The following is an 18,742-nucleotide window of genomic DNA, read 5'->3' as shown; positions in this document are numbered from 1 at the left end:
CTCCCCGTCGAGGCGTCGCTCAGGTGCGCCGATCGGCTGCATGCAGGGGAGCCTAGCGCCTCGATGGAGGGAGGGATACCGCGACGTCGCGGGAGGAGGAGGTGCGGGCGTCGCGTCGCGGTTCAAGCGCCGCGGGCTCACGCGGGGCCGGCGAGCGTCGCGGCCCAGGCGAGCGCCACGAACGCGACCTCGACGTCGTTCTTCTTGGGGACGAGGCGCTTCGTCTCGATGCCCTCGCCGGCGCGGAGGGGGAGCTGCTCCAGCGTCGCGAGCTCGGCGGCCTGCGCGGCGTGGAGATCGCGGAGCGCGGCGTCCGCCTCGGTCCACTCCTGCCGCGCGCGCTCGAGCTTCGCGGCGGCCTTGTCGCGCTGGGTCCCGGCGCGCCGGGCGGTGTCCCGGCCGGCGACGAGCCCGAGGAGCGCGGCGCCCATTGCGCCGGGGAGCGCGGCCACCTCGGCCTCGGCCTGGCCATACCGCGCCTTCGCGGCGGCGATGCGCTCGCCGAGGCGCGCGATCTTCGGCGCGAACCGGCCGACGACCTGCTGCTGCTCGGCGGCGGCGAGCCGGGCCGCGGCGGCGCGGCAGCGGGCGGCGAACGCCTCGAGGGGCTCGCCATCGTCCTGCGTGAGCCCGAGCTCCTTGTGGACGGCCACGGCGGCCTCGGTCGTGCGGTAGGCGTGCTCCCGGAGCGCGCGCGCCGCGGCCTGCGCGGTGGCGCGCTTCGCGAGCGGGGCAGGCAGCTCGGCGAAGCGGGCGCCCGCGGCGGGCGATGTGGCGAGCAGCGAGGCGTCGAGCCGGGAGACGCGCGAGAGATCCGGCTTGCCGTCGGGCAGGAGCGGGGCGGCGAGGAGCTGGCTCCGGTTGAGGGCGACGCCGAGCTTCGTGTCGCGCAGGTGGGCAATCACGGAGACAGCAACCCAGGGGACGTAACGGAAGCCCTCCGGCGCGGCGGCAGGGGCGTGCGCGTAGAGGCTCCGCCATCCATCGGGCGCTGGCGGGGGCGCCGTCGCTGCCGGGGGCGGCGGCGCCGGCGCGCGGGCGCCGGCGTCCGCACGAGCCGCCGCGCTGCGCCGCGCGGGCTGCGGGGCGGCGGGCGTGTGGCGCGGGTCGAGCACGACCGTCCCGCCCGGGCCCACGGGCGCGCGCTGGGCGGGGCTCGACGGAGCGGGCGAAGCGCGCCTCGGATCGGGAGATGCAGGCCTGGGATCGAGAGAATCGGCCCTGGGAGCTGGATGTACAGACCTGGAATCGAGAGAAGCGCGCGCCGGATCGGGCGCGGGCGGGGGAGGGGAGATGCTCCGGACGAGGCGGCCGATCTCGCGCCGGGTGACCGGGCCACGCAGCCACGACAGGCTGAAGCGCGTCTCGGCGAGGAACGACGGCGGCTGCATGTGGACGTCGCGCACGAAGAACGTGCGCGGGGGGAGCGCCTTCAGCGTGGCCGAGAGGGCCGCGGCCTCGACGCCGCCGGCGCCGCCGTCCGCGCCCGAGAGCCCCTCGACGACGCGCTCGCGATCGGCGTCGGTCTGGAGCCGGCCCACGAACCACGCGCCGGCGTTCGAGAGCGCCTTGTAGTCGAGGTCCATCGGGTTCTGCGTGGCGAGGACGACGCCGACCCCGAAGGCGCGCGCCTGCTTCAGCAGCGCGAGCAGCGGCCGCTTCGTGGGCGGGTTCGCCGGGTGCGGGGGCAAGAAGCCGAAGACCTCGTCGAAGACCACGAGGGCGCGCAGGTCGCTCGTGCCCGAGAGGCCGCGCACCCACGAGAGCAGCTGATCGAACAGCAGCCCGAGGACGAGGAGCCGCTCGTCGTCGTCGAGGTGCGCGACGCTGACGATCACCGCCGGGGTCTTGCCGCCGCCGCTGCCGCCGGCCTGCGGCGCGAGCCACGCCGCGACGTCGAGCGGCGCGCCCTTGCGCCACGTGGCGAACGTGGGCGAGGCGAGCAGGGTGTTGAGCTCGCGGGCGAGCGCCTGGCGCTCCTTGGGGGCGAAGAACTCGTCGACGCCGAGGGCGCCCACGGCGGCGATCGGCGGATCGGCCAGGTCCGCGAGCAGCTCCTCGAGCCCCGCGGCCCGCCGCCCGCGCAGCCGCCGCTCGGCGAGGTGCGCGAGCAGCACGTGCTCGCGGCTCCGGGCCGGATCCGGGTCGCGGCCGACGAGCCGGAGCAGGAGCGACAGCGAGGCCGAGAGCGCCTCGCGGGCGGCCTCCTCGTCCTCGTCCCAGAGCGGGGAAGGGGTCTCGAGCGCCGACAGCACGTGGACCGGCTCGCCCGCCGTGGTGCCCGGCGTCAGCAGGCGCGGGGCCATGCGGGCGCGGAGCGCGGCGACGTCGGCTGGCCCGAGCCCCGAGGAGGCGAGGCCGTCGCGCCAGCGCGCCGCGAGCCCCTCGGCGACGTCGGTCGTCGAGCGGCCGTCGCGCGCGGCGGCGGAGGGGTCGATCCACGGCTCGAACTCGGCCGCGGAGAGCTCGGGGAACGTGAAGAGCAGGTTGGGCAGGTCGCCCTTCACGTCGACCATGAGCACCGGGACGCCCGAGCGCAGCGCCTCCTCGACGAGGACCATGACGAGCCCGGTCTTACCGCTGCCGGTCATGCCGACGACCACGCCGTGGGTCACGAGGTGGTGCGCCGGGAGCTCGAACGGGCGCGCGCCGGCGGCGCCGGGATCGCCCGAGAGCGGGCGGGAGCGGCCCAGGGTGAAGGGGCGGGTCGGCATGAGGGCGGGCTCGTGCCATGGCGAGAGGGCTGTCGCAATGCTGGTGGGGGCGGGGGTGCGCGGTGACGCTTGGCGAGCGTGCAGGGCGGGGAGTCTCCGGATCCATGAGGCACACGGCTCTACAACGTCGGGAGAAACGGGAGCGTGTCGGCACGGCGCGCGGTCAATCCCGGGAGAGAGCGACGATCTGACGTCGAGCGTGCCACTCGGTGGTACGATCTACGGATGAACGCGGACGACATCCGGGCCTACAAGAAGCGCTGGGAGATGGTGGCGGAGGTCGAGCAGGAAGAGCTCGAGGCGATGTCTCCGGCCAGGAAGTTCTGCGACCTCGCGATGCTCATGGGAGTGGCCCGGGGACTCGGTGGCTCGATCGATGCAGACAAGGAGGTGGAGCAGGTGCGCCGGCGCTGGAACCTGCTCGCAGAGCGCCTGGGTGTCTGATGAGCCGCTCGCTGGCGGAGCTCGAGGACGCGGTACGCGCGCTCCTCGCCTGGTCAGAGGCATCCGGCGTCCCCATGCGGATCATCGGCGGGGTCGCGGTGTCGATCCTGAGTAAGCCGCGCACGACGAGAGACGTGGATGTCGTCGCGTGGCTTCCGAACCACAGCGAGTGGCCCGTCTTCCTGGCCGACGGGGAGCGGCATGGCATCGTTCCCCGCATCCCAGATGCGCTGGGGTTCGCCCTCAACTCCCGCGTCCTTCTGCTTCGACATGACCGATCCGGTGTTCCCATCGACCTCTCGATGGGGCCTTGCCGTTCGAGGAGAACGCGGTTCGTCGCGCAGTCCCCACGGATCTGGGCGGTTTGCGCGTTCCGCTTCCAGTGCCCGAGGATCTCCTCGTCATGAAGGCTATAGCCCATCGCTCGCGCGACATGGTGGACATCGAATCCATCCTGAGCGCGCATGCCGATGTTGACGAGAAGTGGGTTGTCTCGACGGTTCGTGAGTTTGCCGAGGCGCTGGACGCGCCGGAGCTCGTGACCGATCTCGTGAAGTTGCTCAGCCAGCGGACTCCGATGAAGGTCAAGAAGAAGACTCGTCCTCGCAAGCGATGATGCGTCGCGGGAACTTGATGGAGGGGTGCTCGTCCCGAAGTCCGCCGTGGCACGGGTGACGGTGCGCCTGCTCCAGCTCAACCACCGGCGCCGGCGCGCGGAGCGACGGTTGTTGGTCGCGGCAGGGCTGCTCCCAGGGCCGCGGTAGCTGCCAGGGGCGAGCGCGGGGGGGGGCGCGTGAGGACGTCTGGGCCTCGCGAGCCGCGCGTGGCCGATGGCGCCCACCATGGGAGTGATGGAAGGTGCGCGGCCCGCCTACGGCGACCCTCGCGACCGCGTTCCGCTGCCCCCGCATCCGGCCGCCCCCACCCCCGGCGCCCCGCATCTTCGCGTCAAAAAATGGGCGAGCGCGGCTATAGTGTGCCCATGGAGGTCGGGCCATCGGAACCGGAGGCCCCCGCGTCGACGGCGGGCATCCCAGCGATAGGCGAGGTCTTCGCGCAGAAATACCGCCTCGAGCGCAGCCTCGGCCGGGGCGCCATGGGCGTCATCTTCGCCGCCGAGCATGTCTCGCTGCGCCAGCGCGTCGCCGTCAAGTTCCTCCTCCCCCGGGCGATGACGCTGCCCGGCGCGAGCGCCCGCTTCCTGCGTGAGGCGCGCGCCGCGGCGGCGATCCGCAGCGAGCACGTCGCCCGCGTCATCGACGTCGGCACGGCCGATCTCGGCGTCCCCTACCTCGTCATGGAGTACCTGCGCGGCCGCGATCTCCAGCGGGAGATCGAGGCGCGCGGCCCCTTGCCCGTGTCCGAGGCGGTCGATTACGTGATCCAGGGCTGCGAGGCCATCGCGGAGGCGCACGCGCGCGGCATCGTCCACCGGGACCTCAAGCCGGGGAACCTCTTCCTCACGACCGGCGCGACCGGCGCGCCCATCGTCAAGGTGCTCGATTTCGGCCTCTCCAAGTCGGCCGCCGCCGAGGACGACGGCAAGCTCACGGCGTCGGAGATGATGCTCGGCTCCCCCTGCTACATGTCGCCCGAGCAGGTGCGGTGCTCGAAAGACGTCGACGCGCGCACCGATATCTGGTCGCTCGGCGTCATCCTCTACCAGCTCCTGACGGCGCGGTTTCCCTTCGAGGTGTCCAGGATCTCGGCGCTCTTCGTCGCCATCGCCATGCAGGCGCCCACGCCGCCGCGGGTGCACCGGATGGATCTGCCGGCCCGGATCGAGGACATCATCCTGCGCTGCCTCGAGAAAGAGCCGGAGCTGCGCGTCCAGACCGTGGCGGATCTCGCGCGAGAGCTCGCGCCGTTCGGCTCGGAGCACTCCGCCCGCGCCCTGGCGCAGATCGAGGCGATCGCCCGGGGCAAGGCCTTTCCGTCGTCTCGGCCCGTCGGGCCCTCGGGCGACGGCGTCGCGAGCACGCTCCCCGCCGCGGCCAACGACGGCCCGGGCGCGTCGTCGACCCTGCCGGACGCCGACAAGGGGGCGGGAGCCGGGGCAGGTCCCTGCTCGACGGCGCTCTCGCCCGGCGGCGATCACGTGACCACCCTGCCCAGCCCGGGCGCGGCGGCGGCGACCTCGTCCAGCGCCGACGCGCCGTCCAGCGAGCGTCGCACGCTCCCCCTCGTGGCCGTCGCGGAGCGGCCCTCGCTGGCGCTGGCGCGGAGCGGCGGCCCCACGACCCCGGCGCAGGACAGCAGGCCCACGCTGAAGATGGTGCGGAGCGACCGGTCCTCGCCCGGGGGGAGCTCCGAGGACGGCCCCACGCTGACGATGTCCCGAAGCGACGGCCTCGCGCTGAAGATGGCGCAAGGCGGCGGTTCCGTGCTGGCGACAGCGCAGGGCGGCGGTGCCGCGCTGAAGATGGCGCAGGACATCGGCCCCGCGCCGGCGACAGCGCAGGACAGCGGCGCCGCGCTGAAGACGGCGCAGGACAGCGGCATCGCGCTGAAGACGGCACCCGAGGACGGCCCCACGCTGACGATGGCGCGCGAGGACGGTCCGACGCCGACGCCGACGACGGCGCGCGAGGAAGGCCCCACGCTGACGATGGCGCGCGAGGAGGGCCCCACGCTGACGATGGCGCGCGAGGAGGGCCCCACGCTGACGATGGCGCGCGAGGACGGCCCCACGCTGACGATGGCGCGCGACGACTCCCCCACGCTGACGATGGCGCGCAAGCGGGGGGCGCCGCTGCAGCAGCTCGGCGCGGGCAAGCGGGCGGTGCCGCTGACCCAGCCCGACGAGAAGGAGATCGCCTGGAGCCCGCGCGAAGGGACCGAACGCCGCCGAGATCGGTGGCGCTCCCGCGCGTTTCTCTGGCGCCGCAACGCGGGCGCGTGGATCGTGGCCGCCGCAACGCTCCTCGCCGCGGTAGCGCTCGGCGCGGCGCGCTGGACAGCGAGCTCGAGCGCGCCGGTGGCCGCGAGGTCGCCGGCGGGCCAGGACGCGCCGATGACCCTCGCGAGCACGGCCGGCCCTGCGCCGTTCGACACGCCCGCGCCCTCCGGCGTCGCGCCGGCCCCGGAAGCGCCCTCGCAACCCGCGGATCCGGCCGGGGCCGACTCGCCCTCCGCGGTCGACGCTCCCGCGACGACGCCCGACCCCGCGGCGGTCTCCGAGCACCGCCCGCAGGGGGTCCGGCCCCCCAAGGTGCGGCGGCCCGGCACCCTCCGCTCGCGCACCGTCTCGCCCGAGCGTGACGTGTACGGCGGAGGCGCCGAGGACGTGTACGAAAGCCTGGAGACGATCCGCGACAAGCGGTAGACCCGGCCTCGCGCTCCCCGCACGGGCGGCGTCTCCGCACCGGCGGGCCGCAGGGACAGGCATCATGGCGAAGAAGAAGCTCTCGGCCCGCGCCGCCCGGCGCGAAAGCGATCGCACGTCGGCGAAGCTCACCCGCGATATCGAGCGGCTCGCGCTGCTCGAGCCGGGCCACACCCCCGGGCGCGCCATCCCCCTCGACGCGGCCTCGCAGGTCGAGGTGGCCGCCCGGTCGATCCCGTGCCCGCGCTGCCGCGGCGCCTTCCGCGTGGAAGACCACACGGCCGAGACGCTCGACGGCGTCCGCCTCCGCGTCGCGAAGGTCGCCTGCAGCGCTTGCGGCGCAGGCCGATCGCTCTACTTTCGGCTCGGCGCCGCCTCGCTCAACTGAGCTCGTCGATGGGGGATCAGTACCTCGGGACGCTCTCGTCGATGTGGATCGACCACGCGTCGATGCCGCCCTGGAGCGAGGCGACGCGCTCGTGGCCGAGCTTCTCGAGGAGGGCGGCGGCCGAGAGGCTCCGGACGCCATGGTGGCAGTAGGCGACGACCAGCGCGCCCTCGCCGGGCGCGACCTCGTCGGCCCGCTCGACGAGCTCGTTCAGCGGGATCAGCGTGCTGCCCGGCAGCGCGGCGATCTCGTGCTCGCCGGGCGTGCGCACGTCGAGGAGGTACACGGGCTCGCCCGCCTTCAGCTTCAGAAAGAGCTCTTTCACGGAAATCTGTTGGACCATGACCGTGCTCGCCATCCCGCCGCGGACGGCGCCGTAAAGGCTTCTACCTAATCCAAGGAGCTCCCCCGGAGCAACCGCCGCTCATCGGCTCGTCCGATCCGTCGGAGCCGTCTCGTTCGTTCGATTCGTCAGATTCGTCGGATTCGTCGGATTCGTCAGATTCGTCTGGCTCGCCCGATCCTTGGCCAGCGCCGCGATCACCCCGACGAGCTCCGCCGGATCCAGGGGCTTGGCGACGTGCGCCTGGTACCCGGCGCCGAGCGCCCGCGCCTTGTCCTCGGCCCGCGCCAGCGCGCTGAGCGCGACGGCCGGCGTCGCCCCGCCGCGCGCCTCGCCGAGGCCCCGCACCCTGCGGATGAGCTGGAAGCCGTCCTCGCCCGGCATCCCGAGGTCGCTGACGATGACGTCGGGCCGATCCTGCGAAAGGATGGCCAGCGCCTCGGCGGCGGATCCCGCGGTCGTGACCGTCGCCTCGCACTCCTCCAGCACGCGCTGGGCGACCTCGCGCGCGTCGGGCTGATCGTCGACCACCAGCACCCGCATGCCGGCGAGCGACGCGCCCGGGTAGTCGGCCAGCGCCTCGGCGCACGCCTCGCTGGGGCGCTCCGCCGCGTCGGGCGCCTCCTGCGAGACGCCGGCGAGCGGAAGCGTCACGGTGAAGGTCGCGCCCAGATGCTCGCCCTGGCTCGCGACCTCCACGGTGCCGCCGTGCAGCTCGACCAGGTGCTTGACGATCGACAGCCCGATGCCGAGCCCGCCGTGCTTCCTCGTCGAGGACGCGTCCGCCTGCCGGAAGCGCTCGAACAGGTGGGGGAGGAACTGCGGGGCGATGCCCATCCCGGTGTCGGTCACCGACAGCGCGGCGTGCGCGCCCGCGCGCCGCAGCGCGACGTCGATCCGCCCGCCCGGGGGCGTGAACTTCACGGCGTTCGACAGGAGGTTCCAGACGATCTGGTGGATCCGCGCGGGATCCCCCCTCAGGGAGCTCGCCTCGGGGTCGATGCTCGAGGCGACCGCGATCCCCTTGGTCTCGGCCGCGAGCTGGATCGCCTCGAGCGCGCTCTGGATGACCGTCGGCAGGTCGACCGGCTGCACGTCGAGCCGCAGCTTCCCCGAGACGATCCGGCTCATGTCGAGCAGCTCGGACACCATGTCGGCCTGGAGCCGCGCGTTGCGCTCGATGACCTCGAGCCCCCGCGCGAGCGTCTGCGCCTCGGGCGCCCGGCCCCGCAGGATGCGCGCCCAGCCGAGGATGGCGTTGATGGGCGAGCGCAGCTCGTGCGAGAGCGTCGCGACGAAGTCGTCCTTGACCCGGCTCACCCGCTCCGCCTCGTCGCGCGCGGCGCGCTCGCTCTCGAGCAGCTTCTGGCGCTCTTCCTCGGCCAGCCGCTCCGCGGTGACGTCCTCGGTGATCCCCATGAACGAGTCCACGGTGCCCTCGGGCCCGAGCTCGGGGATGATCCGGGCGCGGAACCGCCGCCCGCCGAGGCTGAACTCCATCCGCTGCGGTCTGGCCGTCGCGAGCGCCTCGCGGCACGCGGCCTCGCTCACCTCGATCACCTCGGCCGGGAGCCCGTTCTCGCGGGGCGTCCTGCCGATGTAATGCTCCGGCGGGAACCCCATCACCGTCCACGAGGTGGGCGACATGAAGGTGCAGCGCAGGCCGAGGTCCAGGCGGTAGATCACGTCGGGCGAGTTCGCCATCAGCGACGCGAGCTCCCGCTCGCGCGCGCGGAGCTCGTCCTCCAGGCGCCCGCGCTCGGCGATGACCCGCTGCGCCTCGTCGAGCGCCGCGCGGAGCCGGCCCTCGCTCTCGCGCAGCGCCTCCTCCGTGTGCTTGAGCCGGCTGACGTCGAGACAGATGCCGACCCAGGCGGTGATCTCGCCTCGCTCGTCGCGGACCGGGACGCCCCGGTTGAGGACGGGGTGGACGGCGCCGTCAGGGCTGACGTAACGGAGCTCCTCCTCGAACGGCTCACCCCGCCGCACGCACTCCTCGAAGATCGCGACCTTCTGCCGGTCGTCCGGGTGCAGCGTCTCGATCCACCCATGGCCCGAGCACTCCTCCTGCCTTATCCCGGCCATCTGGAGGAACGCGTGGCTGCTGTAGATGTTCTGTCCTGCCGGGTCGCTGACCCAGAGGCCATAGTCGATGGATTCCCCGATGGCGCGGAAGACCTGCTCGCACCGCTGGACCGCCGCCTCCGTCTGCCGGAGCGCCGTCATGTCGAGCACGATCGCGAAGCCGGCCTCCTCGTACCGCTCACCGGGCAGCAGACAGCCGCTCACCAGCATCTTGAGGCGCGTGCCGTCGCGCAGCACATAGGTCCTCTCGAACGGCGTGAACGTCCACCGGCTCGCCCGCAGCTCCGCCAGGGCGCGGTCGCCGGCGGCGCGATCCTCCGGCGACATGTCGGCATCCCAGCGGACCAGGCCGGCCGTGACCTCTTCCCGCGTGTGGCCCACGAGCTTCAGATAGGCGTCGTTCGCCTCGATGATGCGCCCGTCATGCGTCCAGAAGGCCATCGGGGCCATGTTGCTGTGGAAGATGTTCCGCAGCTTGGCCTCGCTCTCCGCCAGCGCCTGCTCCGCGGCGAGCGCCCGCTCCTCCGCGTTCCTCGGCTCGGTGATGTCCTCGACGAACACCACCGCGCGATACGGCCTCTGCCGGACGTCACGGACGAAGACGCCGGTCACGTGGAGCGAGCGGACGCCGCCGTCCTTGCAGCGGCAGCTCATCTCGAAGGTGAGCTCCTCCTCGTCGGCTTCGAGGAGCGAGCGCCACGCGGCCAGCGAGCCCGCGCGGTCTTCCGGCAGCGCGAGATCCGACAGCTTCTTCTGGAGCAGCTCGCCCTCCGAGTAGCCTAGCAGCAGGCAAAGCGAGCTGCTGACGCGCAGGATCCTCCCGCTCGACGCGTCGATCCGCGCGGTCCCCCTGCTGGGCGTTCGCGTCGCCCAGGCTGGCTGTCCGGCCATTTCCCCCATCCGCCGCCCGCTCTGATCCTCCATGCACCCGCCCGCTCGGCCGTGTGTGCATGGCGTTCCCCCTGTTGTTTCGTCCGGCCACGCTATCACGATCGCGTGACGCTGCGGGCGGCATGGTGCTCCGATCGCCACCGTCCTCTGCTCGTCCGGCTTGCCTGGGCGGAGCTTGCTGCGTCCGCTCCGCGTCTTCCGTCTGCTGTGTCGATTGCGCCACCGCGACAGCGGTGTCGGTTGCGCCTGCTGCGTCGGTCCCGCTCCGATCGCGCGTCGCAGGCGATCCGACCTGGACATGGAGGAGTTTGCTTGCATTCTCGCTGAAACCAGGCTTCTGCATGGTGGGCGCGCGCCCATGGGCGCGCGCCCGACAGCCGCCATGGATCAAGCCGCCGCTCCGCTCCTCGCTCGCCTCCCGCCGTCGCCTCACGACTTCACGGCCGACGACCTCCTCAACGGCTTCCTCGACTATGTCGCCGAGCGGGGGCTCGAGCTCTACCCGGCGCAGGAGGAGGCCATCCTCGAGATCTTCGGCGGCAAGAACGTGATCCTCAACACGCCGACCGGCTCGGGCAAGTCGCTCGTCGCGGCCGCGATGCACTTCAAGGCGCTCGCCGAGGGGATGAAGTCGTACTACACGTGCCCGATCAAGGCGCTCGTCAGCGAGAAGTTCTTCTCGCTCTGCAACGACTTCGGCCCCGAGAACGTGGGCATGTTGACGGGCGACGCGGCCGTGAACCGCGACGCGCCCATCATCTGCTGCACCGCGGAGATCCTCGCGAACATCGCGCTCCGCGAGGGCGAGAAGGCGCTCTGCGACTACGTGATCATGGACGAGTTCCACTACTACTCGGATCGCGATCGCGGCGCGGCCTGGCAGATCCCGCTGCTCACGCTGCCGCAGGCGAGGTTCTTGCTCATGAGCGCCACGCTCGGAGGCACCGAGTTCTTCCAGGAGGAGCTCACGCGCCTGACGGGCGAGCAGACGGCCGTGATCAAGTCGACCGTGCGCCCGGTGCCGCTCGACTTCGAGTACCGCGAGACGCCGCTCCACGAGACCGTCGCGACGCTCGTGAAGGGCGGCAAGGCGCCGATCTACATCGTGAGCTTCACGCAGCGGGGCTGCGCCGAGGAGGCGCAGAACCTGATGAGCCAGGACTACTGCACCAAGGAGGAGAAGCGGGCGATCACCGCCGCCCTCGCGGGCGCGGGGCCGGGGTCCGCGTTCGGGGGCCCCTTCAAGTTCTCGAGCCCCTACGGCCGCGAGGTGCAGCGCTTCGTCAGGCACGGGATCGGGCTCCACCACGCGGGGCTCTTGCCGAAATACCGGCTGCTCGTCGAGAAGCTGGCCCAGCAGGGGCACCTCAAGATCATCTGCGGCACGGACACGCTCGGCGTCGGCGTCAACATCCCGATCCGCACGGTGCTGTTCACGAAGCTCTGCAAGTTCGACGGCGAGAAGACGGCCATCCTCAGCGTGCGTGACTTCCAGCAGATCAGCGGCCGGGCCGGCCGGAAGGGGTTCGACAACCAGGGGAGCGTCGTCGCCCAGGCGCCGGAGCACGTCATCGAGAACATGAGGCTCGACGCGAAGGCGGGGAACGACCCGGCCAAGCGGCGGAAGATCGTCAGGAAGAAGCCGCCGGAGAAGGGGTATGTGCACTGGGACCGGCAGACGTTCGAGAAGCTGATCCAGTCGCCGCCCGAGCCGCTCGTTTCCCGGTTCCAGGTCACGCACGGCATGCTCGTGAACGTGCTCGGGCGCGAGGAGGGCGGCTGTCTGGCGCTGAAGCGGCTCATCCGCGGCACCCACGATCGGCCGGCGGTCCGGCGCCAGCACGGCAGGACGGCGATGCTCCTCTTCCGCTCGCTCGTGGAGGCGCGCATCATCGAGTTCGTCCCCAGGGAAGACGGGCCGGGCAAGCGCCTCCGCATCAACGCGGATCTCCAGGAAGACTTCTCGCTGAACCACGCCCTCTCGCTCTACGTCCTCGAGACGGTGGGCAAGCTGGATCCCGACAGCGGCACCTATCCGCTCGATCTCCTGACGCTCGTCGAGTCGATCCTCGAGAACCCCGACCTCATCCTGCAGAAGCAGCTCGATCGGCTGAAGACCGAGAAGCTCGCCGAGCTGAAGGCGGCGGGCGTGGAGTACGAGCAGCGGATGGAGGAGCTCGAGAAGCTCGATTATCCGAGGCCGAACCGCGAGTTCATCTACGGGACCTTCAACGACTTCGCGCGGCGGCACCCCTGGGTGGGGCAGGAGAACATCCGCCCGAAGGGCGTGGCGCGCGAGATGTACGAGCAATACCTGTCGTTCAGCGAGTACATCCGGGAGTACAACCTGGAGCGGGCGGAGGGGCTGCTCCTCAGGTACGTCTCCGAGGTGTACAAGGCGCTCGTCCAGACGGTGCCCGAGTACGCGAAGGACAGCGACACCGGCGAGATGATCGCCTATTTCCGGGCGCTCATCCGCGGCGTGGACTCGAGCCTGCTCGACGAGTGGGAGCGGCTGCGCGACCCGTCGTTCCAGCCGCGCGCGGCGGCCCCGGGCGGCGCCGTGGAGCCGGCCGCGTTCGACGTCACGCGGAACGTCAAGGAGTTCACCGTGCTCGTGAGGAACGAGCTCTTCTTCTTCCTGCGCGCGCTGGCCCGCCGCGACTACGAGGTCGCCGCCGAGATGGTGGAGGGGGAGGAGGCGCCCTGGACGGCGGATCGGCTGGACGAGGCGCTCCGGGGCTATTACGCGGAGCACGCCGCGATTCGCACCGATCCGGCGGCCCGGAGCCCGAGCAACACGATCATCCACCCCGCCGAGGACGGCGGCTCCTGGGTGGTCCAGCAGATCATCGCCGATCCGGAGGACCACAACGACTGGATGCTCGACTGCAAGGTGGACATCGATCGTTCGCGCGAGGCGGGGCGGCCGGTCATCGTGCTCCGGCGCATCGCGAGCTGACCGGCCTCCATGGCGTGCGATGGAGATCGCGTGCCGAGGCGCTGAGCGCGCGAGAGGGTAGCCGGCGTTTGACATTCCCCGCCGCGTCGAGCGAAATCGCGGCCATGCGAACTCCGCCGCGCCCCGCACTCTGGGGGTTGCTCCCCCTCCTCCTGGCCGCCTGCGCCCCGCCCACCGGCTCGTCCCCGCCGAGGGCCGCCCCGCCCGCCAAGGCCGCCCCGGCCGGGGCCGCGTCGGCGGTGAAGCAGGCCGCCTCGCCGGAGAAGACGCGCATCGCCGGGCCGGAGGCGAGCCGGATCACGTACGCCCACCTCGGCCGGCAACCGCCGCTCGGAGCGCGGCTGCCCAGGGCGATCCAGTACGCGCCCGGCGGCAAGCTGATCACCTACCTCCAGCGGCAGGCGGACCGGCCGGAGCAGTCTCTCTTCGCCTTCGACACCACATCGCGCGAGACACGGCAGCTCGTCGCCTCGGGCGACCTGCTGAAGGACGCGAAGCCGCTGTCCCGCGAGGAGGAGCTCCGCCGCGAGCGACAGCGCATGTTCTCCAGGGGGATCACGGCGTATTCGTGGGCGAAGCGGGCAGAGGTCCTGCTCATCCCCTTCGGCGGCGACCTCTTCTTGCGCGACGCGCGCGACCCGAGAGGGGCGATCGCGCGGCTCACCGACACCCCCGAGCCGGAGATCGATCCGAAGGTGTGCGACGGCGGCGAGCGGGTGGTGTTCGTCCGCGGGCGCGAGCTCTTCATGATCGACGTCGCCTCGCGCCGCGAGACGGCGCTGACCCGGGGGGCGCCCGAGGGGGTCTCGCGCGGCCTGAGCGACTTCAACGGTCAGGAGGAGTTCGATGAGCCGAGCGGCTTCTGGATCTCCCCCGGCTGCGACCGGGTGGCTTACCTGGAGGTCGACGAGCGAGAGGTCGAGAAGGTGCCAGTCCTCGGCTTCCGCGACGGCAAGGAAGATCTCATGATGGCGCGTTACCCGCGCGTCGGCGGCAAGAACCCCCGCGTCCGGGCGGGCATCCTCGATCTCGCCACCAGGAAGACGACATGGCTCGCGTGGAAGGGCGGCGATGGCGAAGGCGAGCGCTACCTCGGCCGGTTCGCCTGGGCGGAGGACGGCAAGGCGCTCTGGTTCCAGACCCTCTCGCGCGACCAGAAGCGCCTCTCGCTCCTCCGCGCGAGGCCGCGCTCGGGCGAGGCCGCCGAGGTCGTCGTCGAGACCTCGCCGACGTGGGTGGACTTCGCCGACATGCGGCTCCTCGAGCGCTCGCCGAGGTTCCTCTGGTCGACCGCCGAGGGCGGCCACCGCCACCTCGCGCTGCGGGACGCCGGCTCGGGCGCCGAGCTCGCGAGGCTCACCGCGGGCGACTGGGATATCACCTCGCTCCTTCCGCCGGACGAGGAGCGCGGCCTCGCGCGCTTCGTGGCGACGAAGGACGGCCCGACCGAGCGCCACCTCTACACCGTGCCGCTCGCGGGCGGCGAGGTGAAGCGGCTCACGTCCGACCCGGGGATGCACCAGATCACCGTGGATCCGAGGGGGCCGGGGTACGTCGAGCTCCACGCGGCCCTGGATCGCCCGTGGAGAGGGGCGGTGAGGGGCGCGGACAACGCCGAGATCGGCGCGCTGCCGGCGCCGGTCGACCGCGAGCTCGCGGAGCTCGAGCTGCGCGCCCCCGAGATCGTCCAGGTGCGCGCCGCGAGCGGCGACACGCTCTACGGCGCGCTGCTCGCGCCGCGGAGGATCGAGCCCGGCCGCCGCTATCCGGTCGTGGTGAGCGTGTACGGGGGGCCCGGCGTCCAGACGGTCTTCAACTCGTGGTCTCCGTGGCTCCTCTGGAATCACCTCGCGGACCGCGGGGTGGTGGTCTTTCAGCTCGACAACCGCGGCTCGGCGAACCGCGGGCGCGCGTTCGAGTCCGCCATTTACGGGCGCCTCGGCGAGGTCGAGCTCGCCGACCAGATCGCGGGCCTCGATTTCCTGAAGACGCTGCCTTACGTCGACGCGGGCCGCGTCGGGATCTACGGCCACAGCTACGGCGGCAGGATGGCGCTGGAGGCGCTCCTCATGGCGCCGGACCGCTTCCACGTGGGCGTCGCGGGATCACCGGTGAGCGACGATCGGCTCTACGACACGGGCTACACGGAGCGGTACATGGGCCTCCTCGACAAGGAGGCCGCGCGGTACGAGGCGACCGATCTCACGAAGCGCGCGGGCAACCTGCGCGGCAAGCTGCTCCTCATGCATGGGCTCATGGATGAGAACGTGCACTTTGCGCACACGGCGAAGATGATCGAGGCGCTGATGGGAGCGGACAAGCGGTTCGACACCCTCGTGTTCCCGGGCGAGCGGCACGGTTACCGGTCGCCGGCCGCGAGCCATTACGCGAACCGCGCCATCGTCGAGTACCTGACAGAGCACCTCTGATCGCCGCGCGCCGCGCCCGGCCGGCGCTCTGCCCGCCTCGCCGCCTCGCAGGCGCGGCGGCCTGTGAATCGCATGCGCCCCGGTCGGAGGCATCCATGAAGAAGCTTGCACAGACGAACAGGGACAAGGCCATCGACCTGCTCAGCGAGCGGCTGACCTTCGAGCGCGCGGGCGTCAAGCTGTACGACTCCATCGTGGAGAAGATCGGCCGCGCGGCCGATCCCCTCCTGATGACCCGGCTCGGCGAGCTCAAGGAGCACCGGGACCAGGAGAAGGAGCACGAGGAGTGGCTCGAGGCGCAGATCCGGGCGCTGGGCGGGGACGCGCACGCCGAGACGGACATGTCGCGGCTCGTCACGGTCGAGTCGCGGGGCATCGAGCAGATCGTGCTCGACGGAGACATGAACCCGACCCACCTCTTCCACGCGCTGCTCACCGCGGAGCTCGTCGACAACGCCGGCTGGCAGCTGCTGCTCGAGCTCGCTGACGAGGCGGATGACAGCGAGGCGAGGCAGGCGTTCCGGCGCCGCCTGCACGAGGAGGAAGATCACCTGATCTTCACCCGCAGGATCGTCGAGCGGCTCACGCGCAAGGAGCTGCTCGGGTCGCCGGGCGAGCTGTTCACGATGGCGCACCCGGTGTGACCCGGCGCCGGACGGCGCGTGTGGCGGAACTAGCGGGCTAGGCTCGCTTTGCGGCGGCGGGCTTCGCGGCGGCCTTGGCGGGCTTCGCAGCAGCCTTGGCCGACTTCGTGGCGGCCTTGGCGGGCTTCGCAGCGGCCTTGGCGGGCTTCGCAGCGGCCTTGGCGGGCTTCGCAGCGGCGGCCGGCTTCGCCGGCTTCCTGGCCCAGATGCTCTCGATGTACGCGGTCGCGTCGGGCGTCTTGCAGCTCGTCTCGCCGTGGTCGATCTCGACCTTGCCGATGCGCCGCGCGGCCGTGAGCGCCATGCCGCGGAGCGGCTCGTTCCGCCCGCCGATGCTGATGAGCGCATTGTTCATCCCCTCGCGGGCGCGGTTCTTTGCCCGGCGGATGGACGCCTCGAGCACCGAGAGCCGCTCCTCGAACACGCTGTCGGGAAGCGACGGGTCCTCGGTCGCGAGCAGGCCGAGGAGCGTCCAGCCCGCGCGGCCAATCCACTCGTCGTTCGACGCGGTCCAGCGCGCCATCGCGTCCCGGGCGAACGGCGTCTTCAGCGCCACGCGCTTCATGAGCAGGTCGATGAGCAGCGGAGAGCGCAGGCCGTCGAGCCACGCCTCGAGCTTGTCCCAGGTGAAGCGCCCCGGATCGGCGATCGCCACCGCCAGAGTCCTCGCGTCGCCGTTGCCCGTCGCCCAGAGCGCCTCGGCGAGCTCGTGGTCGCGCTTGATCCGCTTCTCCAGCGCGTTCATGTGGGCGAAGCTCACGCCGAAGAGCGGATCGGTCATCCCGTGGCGCCGGTACACCTTGCGGTTCTGCTCGGTGCCGAGCCGCTCCAGCTCGCCCATCACCTTGGCGAAATCCATGGGCCACACCTAGCCCTTCTGTCCATCGTGCGCCACGGCGCGCTCACCCCGCGGCGCCCTCCGCGGCGCCGCGGCCTCGGTCCGCTCCGCGAGCGGCCGCTCACCCCGTCGGCGGCAGCCGCCCCCGCATCGGGCCGGCGCTCCCTGTCGATCCGTTGCCCTCAACAGTGCCCAGCAGCGCCCGGCGCACCAGGGTGCCCCGCTCCTCGGCCACCCGGACTCGCTCCTCGTAAAGGGCCAGCAACAGCGGCTGGTTCCGCTCCGCCGCGCGCGCCGCCATCCGCCGCGCCGTCCTCGATCGGGAGGTGGTTTTCCACCGGCGCGACGTAGACCCGCCCTCGCTCGATCGGCTCGCCGCCGGCCGCCGCCCCCACCCGCAGCCGGGTCGACCGCCCGAGGATCTCGCTCGGGGCGAGAAGACGAGAAGAGCAGCGACGGAGCCCCGCGCGCAGGCGCCGCCTACGAAGGCGGGCGGACCACCCGCGCCATCGTGGAGGGGAGCACGCCCATGCTCGATCGCCCCGTGACGGTCCACTGCCATGGACCGGGTGTCCACTCGTGTGGACACGTCATGGCACTGCGAGCGCCCTGCCGCGGCTCGACGCGCCCCGTTCGGAGCCCATTCCAGGACGCCACGGCTTGCGCCGCCAGCGCGGAGCCTGCTCGCACGCCTGGCACGCCGGCTGCTGAGCCCGCCGACGGAGAGGTGAGAGGTCGCCTCTCGCTCAACTGCGGGCTGCAGGCCGGCGAAGGATCACTCGGCGCCCGCCGAAGGGGCCATCGAACGTTCAGCGCGGCCTGATCGACACCAGCAGTGCACCCGTCACGCTAGGGAGGAAGTTGCCATGTTCATGCATTTTACGATTCATGGGATCAAGGCTCATCGAGTCTCTGATCAGACCTTCGATCCGTTCAATAAGGCGGTTGAGCTCTACCAGACGTGGCACCTGTCGGAGATCGAGCCGCTCATTCCGCTCGCCAACAAACCCGTCGGGAGCTGGACGCGGCTCGGCTTCAGCGCGCGCGGCGGACCGGATGACGGCGTATCTTTCAGGTCGGGAGACGCGAGGATCGTCGTCGATCCACAGATCATCTTCGGCCTGCCCGACGCGGTCTTCGCGAGGGACAACAAGGCCCGCTTCGTCCTCGACTACCACCACTGGGAGTCGGACAGCTCGACCGCGAGGGTCAGGGCCGCCTTCTCGAACGGCACGCTGGAGTTTCTGCTGAAGGTGTGGAAAGAGTCGAATCGCGACCAGGCCGCGGCACGAGCCAAGCTCGAGGGCTGGTTCAAGGACAACTGGCAGCAGGTGCTCAAGACGGCGATCGCAGTCTCCGGCGTGGCCGCGTCTCCGTGGGTGGCCGTGGGGACGAGCATCCTGCCCGTCGTCGACCTCCTCGTCGACGTCGCGAAGCACAACAGCGACGACTACCTCGACATGCACCGCTTCGCCGTCGAGCTGAACGGCGAAGGCACACCGGGCGCGTCGAAGTGGCGCGTGATCCCGCCCTCGGGCGCGACGCCCCCATGGATCACGGGACAGGGCAAACAGGAGTTCGTCGTGCGCACGCAGGACGGCGATGGCCGAAATGTGTACGACGTCCGGTACGCCTTCCGGATGATCGACTGACTCAGAACACAGGAACGCTCTTTCGCC

At 71.7% G+C, this 18,742-nt stretch carries 13 protein-coding genes and 1 pseudogene; 9 read left to right on the top strand and 5 right to left on the bottom strand.

Going from position 1 to position 18,742, the window contains the following annotated elements:
• Nucleotides 1-137: 137 nt before the first annotated feature.
• Complete coding sequence (locus WME95_RS24305; protein WP_437910800.1) at nucleotides 138-2,714, bottom strand: helicase HerA-like domain-containing protein; 2,577 nt, start codon at nucleotides 2,712-2,714, stop codon at nucleotides 138-140.
• Between the two features lie 225 nt (nucleotides 2,715-2,939).
• On the opposite strand from WME95_RS24305, the gene WME95_RS24300 reads away from it, so the two are divergent.
• The 5 genes from WME95_RS24300 to WME95_RS24280 all read left to right on the top strand — a co-directional run bounded on the left by WME95_RS24300 (nucleotide 2,940) and on the right by WME95_RS24280 (nucleotide 6,871).
• Nucleotides 2,940-3,158, top strand: a complete 219-nt coding sequence (locus WME95_RS24300; protein ID WP_437910799.1) for a hypothetical protein — start codon at nucleotides 2,940-2,942, stop codon at nucleotides 3,156-3,158.
• Nucleotides 3,158-3,565 (top strand): hypothetical protein, encoded by a 408-nt coding sequence (locus tag WME95_RS24295; RefSeq protein WP_437910798.1) that lies wholly within the window; start codon nucleotides 3,158-3,160, stop codon nucleotides 3,563-3,565. Before WME95_RS24300 ends, WME95_RS24295 begins: the two co-directional genes overlap by 1 nt.
• The gene (locus WME95_RS24290; RefSeq protein WP_437910797.1) at nucleotides 3,562-3,774 is read left to right on the top strand and encodes a hypothetical protein; all 213 of its coding nucleotides are present in this window, start codon (nucleotides 3,562-3,564) and stop codon (nucleotides 3,772-3,774) included. Before WME95_RS24295 ends, WME95_RS24290 begins: the two co-directional genes overlap by 4 nt.
• A gap of 366 nt (nucleotides 3,775-4,140) precedes the next feature.
• Entirely contained in the window at nucleotides 4,141-6,483 is a 2,343-nt protein-coding gene (locus WME95_RS24285) for a protein kinase domain-containing protein (RefSeq protein WP_437910796.1), read from the top strand.
• A 64-nt stretch (nucleotides 6,484-6,547) separates the two neighbouring features.
• Nucleotides 6,548-6,871 (top strand): hypothetical protein, encoded by a 324-nt coding sequence (locus WME95_RS24280; RefSeq protein ID WP_437555070.1) that lies wholly within the window; start codon nucleotides 6,548-6,550, stop codon nucleotides 6,869-6,871.
• Between the two features lie 16 nt (nucleotides 6,872-6,887).
• On the opposite strand, the gene WME95_RS24275 is transcribed toward WME95_RS24280, so the two are convergent.
• Together WME95_RS24275 and WME95_RS24270 are read right to left on the bottom strand one after the other, a co-directional pair.
• Complete coding sequence (locus WME95_RS24275; protein WP_437283245.1) at nucleotides 6,888-7,214, bottom strand: rhodanese-like domain-containing protein; 327 nt, start codon at nucleotides 7,212-7,214, stop codon at nucleotides 6,888-6,890.
• A gap of 81 nt (nucleotides 7,215-7,295) precedes the next feature.
• Complete coding sequence (locus tag WME95_RS24270; RefSeq protein ID WP_437910795.1) at nucleotides 7,296-10,190, bottom strand: hybrid sensor histidine kinase/response regulator; 2,895 nt, start codon at nucleotides 10,188-10,190, stop codon at nucleotides 7,296-7,298.
• A gap of 382 nt (nucleotides 10,191-10,572) precedes the next feature.
• Between WME95_RS24270 and WME95_RS24265 the strand changes: the two genes are divergently transcribed.
• The 3 genes from WME95_RS24265 to WME95_RS24255 all read left to right on the top strand — a co-directional run bounded on the left by WME95_RS24265 (nucleotide 10,573) and on the right by WME95_RS24255 (nucleotide 16,225).
• A complete protein-coding gene (locus WME95_RS24265; RefSeq protein WP_437910794.1) occupies nucleotides 10,573-13,152 on the top strand; it encodes a DEAD/DEAH box helicase in 2,580 nt (859 codons plus the stop codon).
• Between the two features lie 104 nt (nucleotides 13,153-13,256).
• The gene (locus WME95_RS24260; protein WP_437910793.1) at nucleotides 13,257-15,581 is read left to right on the top strand and encodes an alpha/beta fold hydrolase; all 2,325 of its coding nucleotides are present in this window, start codon (nucleotides 13,257-13,259) and stop codon (nucleotides 15,579-15,581) included.
• Nucleotides 15,582-15,676: 95 nt separating this feature from the next.
• Nucleotides 15,677-16,225, top strand: coding sequence for a DUF892 family protein (locus WME95_RS24255; RefSeq protein WP_437910792.1), 549 nt, complete (start codon nucleotides 15,677-15,679; stop codon nucleotides 16,223-16,225).
• Nucleotides 16,226-16,382: 157 nt separating this feature from the next.
• On the opposite strand, the pseudogene WME95_RS24250 reads toward WME95_RS24255, so the two are convergent.
• A pseudogene (locus WME95_RS24250) lies at nucleotides 16,383-17,084 on the bottom strand (DNA alkylation repair protein); the annotation flags it as partial.
• A 161-nt stretch (nucleotides 17,085-17,245) separates the two neighbouring features.
• Nucleotides 17,246-17,485 carry a chemotaxis protein CheB gene (locus WME95_RS24245; RefSeq protein WP_437911016.1) on the bottom strand — a complete coding sequence of 80 codons (240 nt, stop codon included), beginning with the start codon at nucleotides 17,483-17,485 and terminating at the stop codon, nucleotides 17,246-17,248.
• A gap of 444 nt (nucleotides 17,486-17,929) precedes the next feature.
• Between WME95_RS24245 and WME95_RS24240 the strand changes: the two genes are divergently transcribed.
• Nucleotides 17,930-18,715, top strand: a complete 786-nt coding sequence (locus WME95_RS24240; RefSeq protein WP_437910791.1) for a hypothetical protein — start codon at nucleotides 17,930-17,932, stop codon at nucleotides 18,713-18,715.
• Nucleotides 18,716-18,742 lie beyond the last annotated feature (27 nt).

The sequence above is a fragment of the Sorangium sp. So ce327 genome, assembly GCF_051530205.1.
Taxonomy (GTDB): Bacteria; Myxococcota_A; Polyangia; order Polyangiales; family Polyangiaceae; genus Sorangium; species Sorangium cellulosum_B.
This window is presented reverse-complemented; position numbering and strand designations above follow the sequence as displayed.

What these genes read in the sequence shown, in the direction of transcription:
- WME95_RS24270 (WP_437910795.1), bottom strand. Translation starts at nt 10,190, where the DNA reads ATGGCCGGACAGCCAGCCTGGGCGACGCGAACGCCCAGCAGGGGGACC.
- WME95_RS24240 (WP_437910791.1), top strand. Translation starts at nt 17,930, where the DNA reads ATGTTCATGCATTTTACGATTCATGGGATCAAGGCTCATCGAGTCTCT.
- WME95_RS24280 (WP_437555070.1), top strand. Translation starts at nt 6,548, where the DNA reads ATGGCGAAGAAGAAGCTCTCGGCCCGCGCCGCCCGGCGCGAAAGCGAT.
- WME95_RS24305 (WP_437910800.1), bottom strand. Translation starts at nt 2,714, where the DNA reads ATGCCGACCCGCCCCTTCACCCTGGGCCGCTCCCGCCCGCTCTCGGGC.
- WME95_RS24275 (WP_437283245.1), bottom strand. Translation starts at nt 7,214, where the DNA reads ATGGTCCAACAGATTTCCGTGAAAGAGCTCTTTCTGAAGCTGAAGGCG.
- WME95_RS24260 (WP_437910793.1), top strand. Translation starts at nt 13,257, where the DNA reads ATGCGAACTCCGCCGCGCCCCGCACTCTGGGGGTTGCTCCCCCTCCTC.
- WME95_RS24300 (WP_437910799.1), top strand. Translation starts at nt 2,940, where the DNA reads ATGAACGCGGACGACATCCGGGCCTACAAGAAGCGCTGGGAGATGGTG.
- WME95_RS24295 (WP_437910798.1), top strand. Translation starts at nt 3,158, where the DNA reads ATGAGCCGCTCGCTGGCGGAGCTCGAGGACGCGGTACGCGCGCTCCTC.
- WME95_RS24285 (WP_437910796.1), top strand. Translation starts at nt 4,141, where the DNA reads ATGGAGGTCGGGCCATCGGAACCGGAGGCCCCCGCGTCGACGGCGGGC.
- WME95_RS24290 (WP_437910797.1), top strand. Translation starts at nt 3,562, where the DNA reads ATGAAGGCTATAGCCCATCGCTCGCGCGACATGGTGGACATCGAATCC.
- WME95_RS24265 (WP_437910794.1), top strand. Translation starts at nt 10,573, where the DNA reads ATGGATCAAGCCGCCGCTCCGCTCCTCGCTCGCCTCCCGCCGTCGCCT.
- WME95_RS24255 (WP_437910792.1), top strand. Translation starts at nt 15,677, where the DNA reads ATGAAGAAGCTTGCACAGACGAACAGGGACAAGGCCATCGACCTGCTC.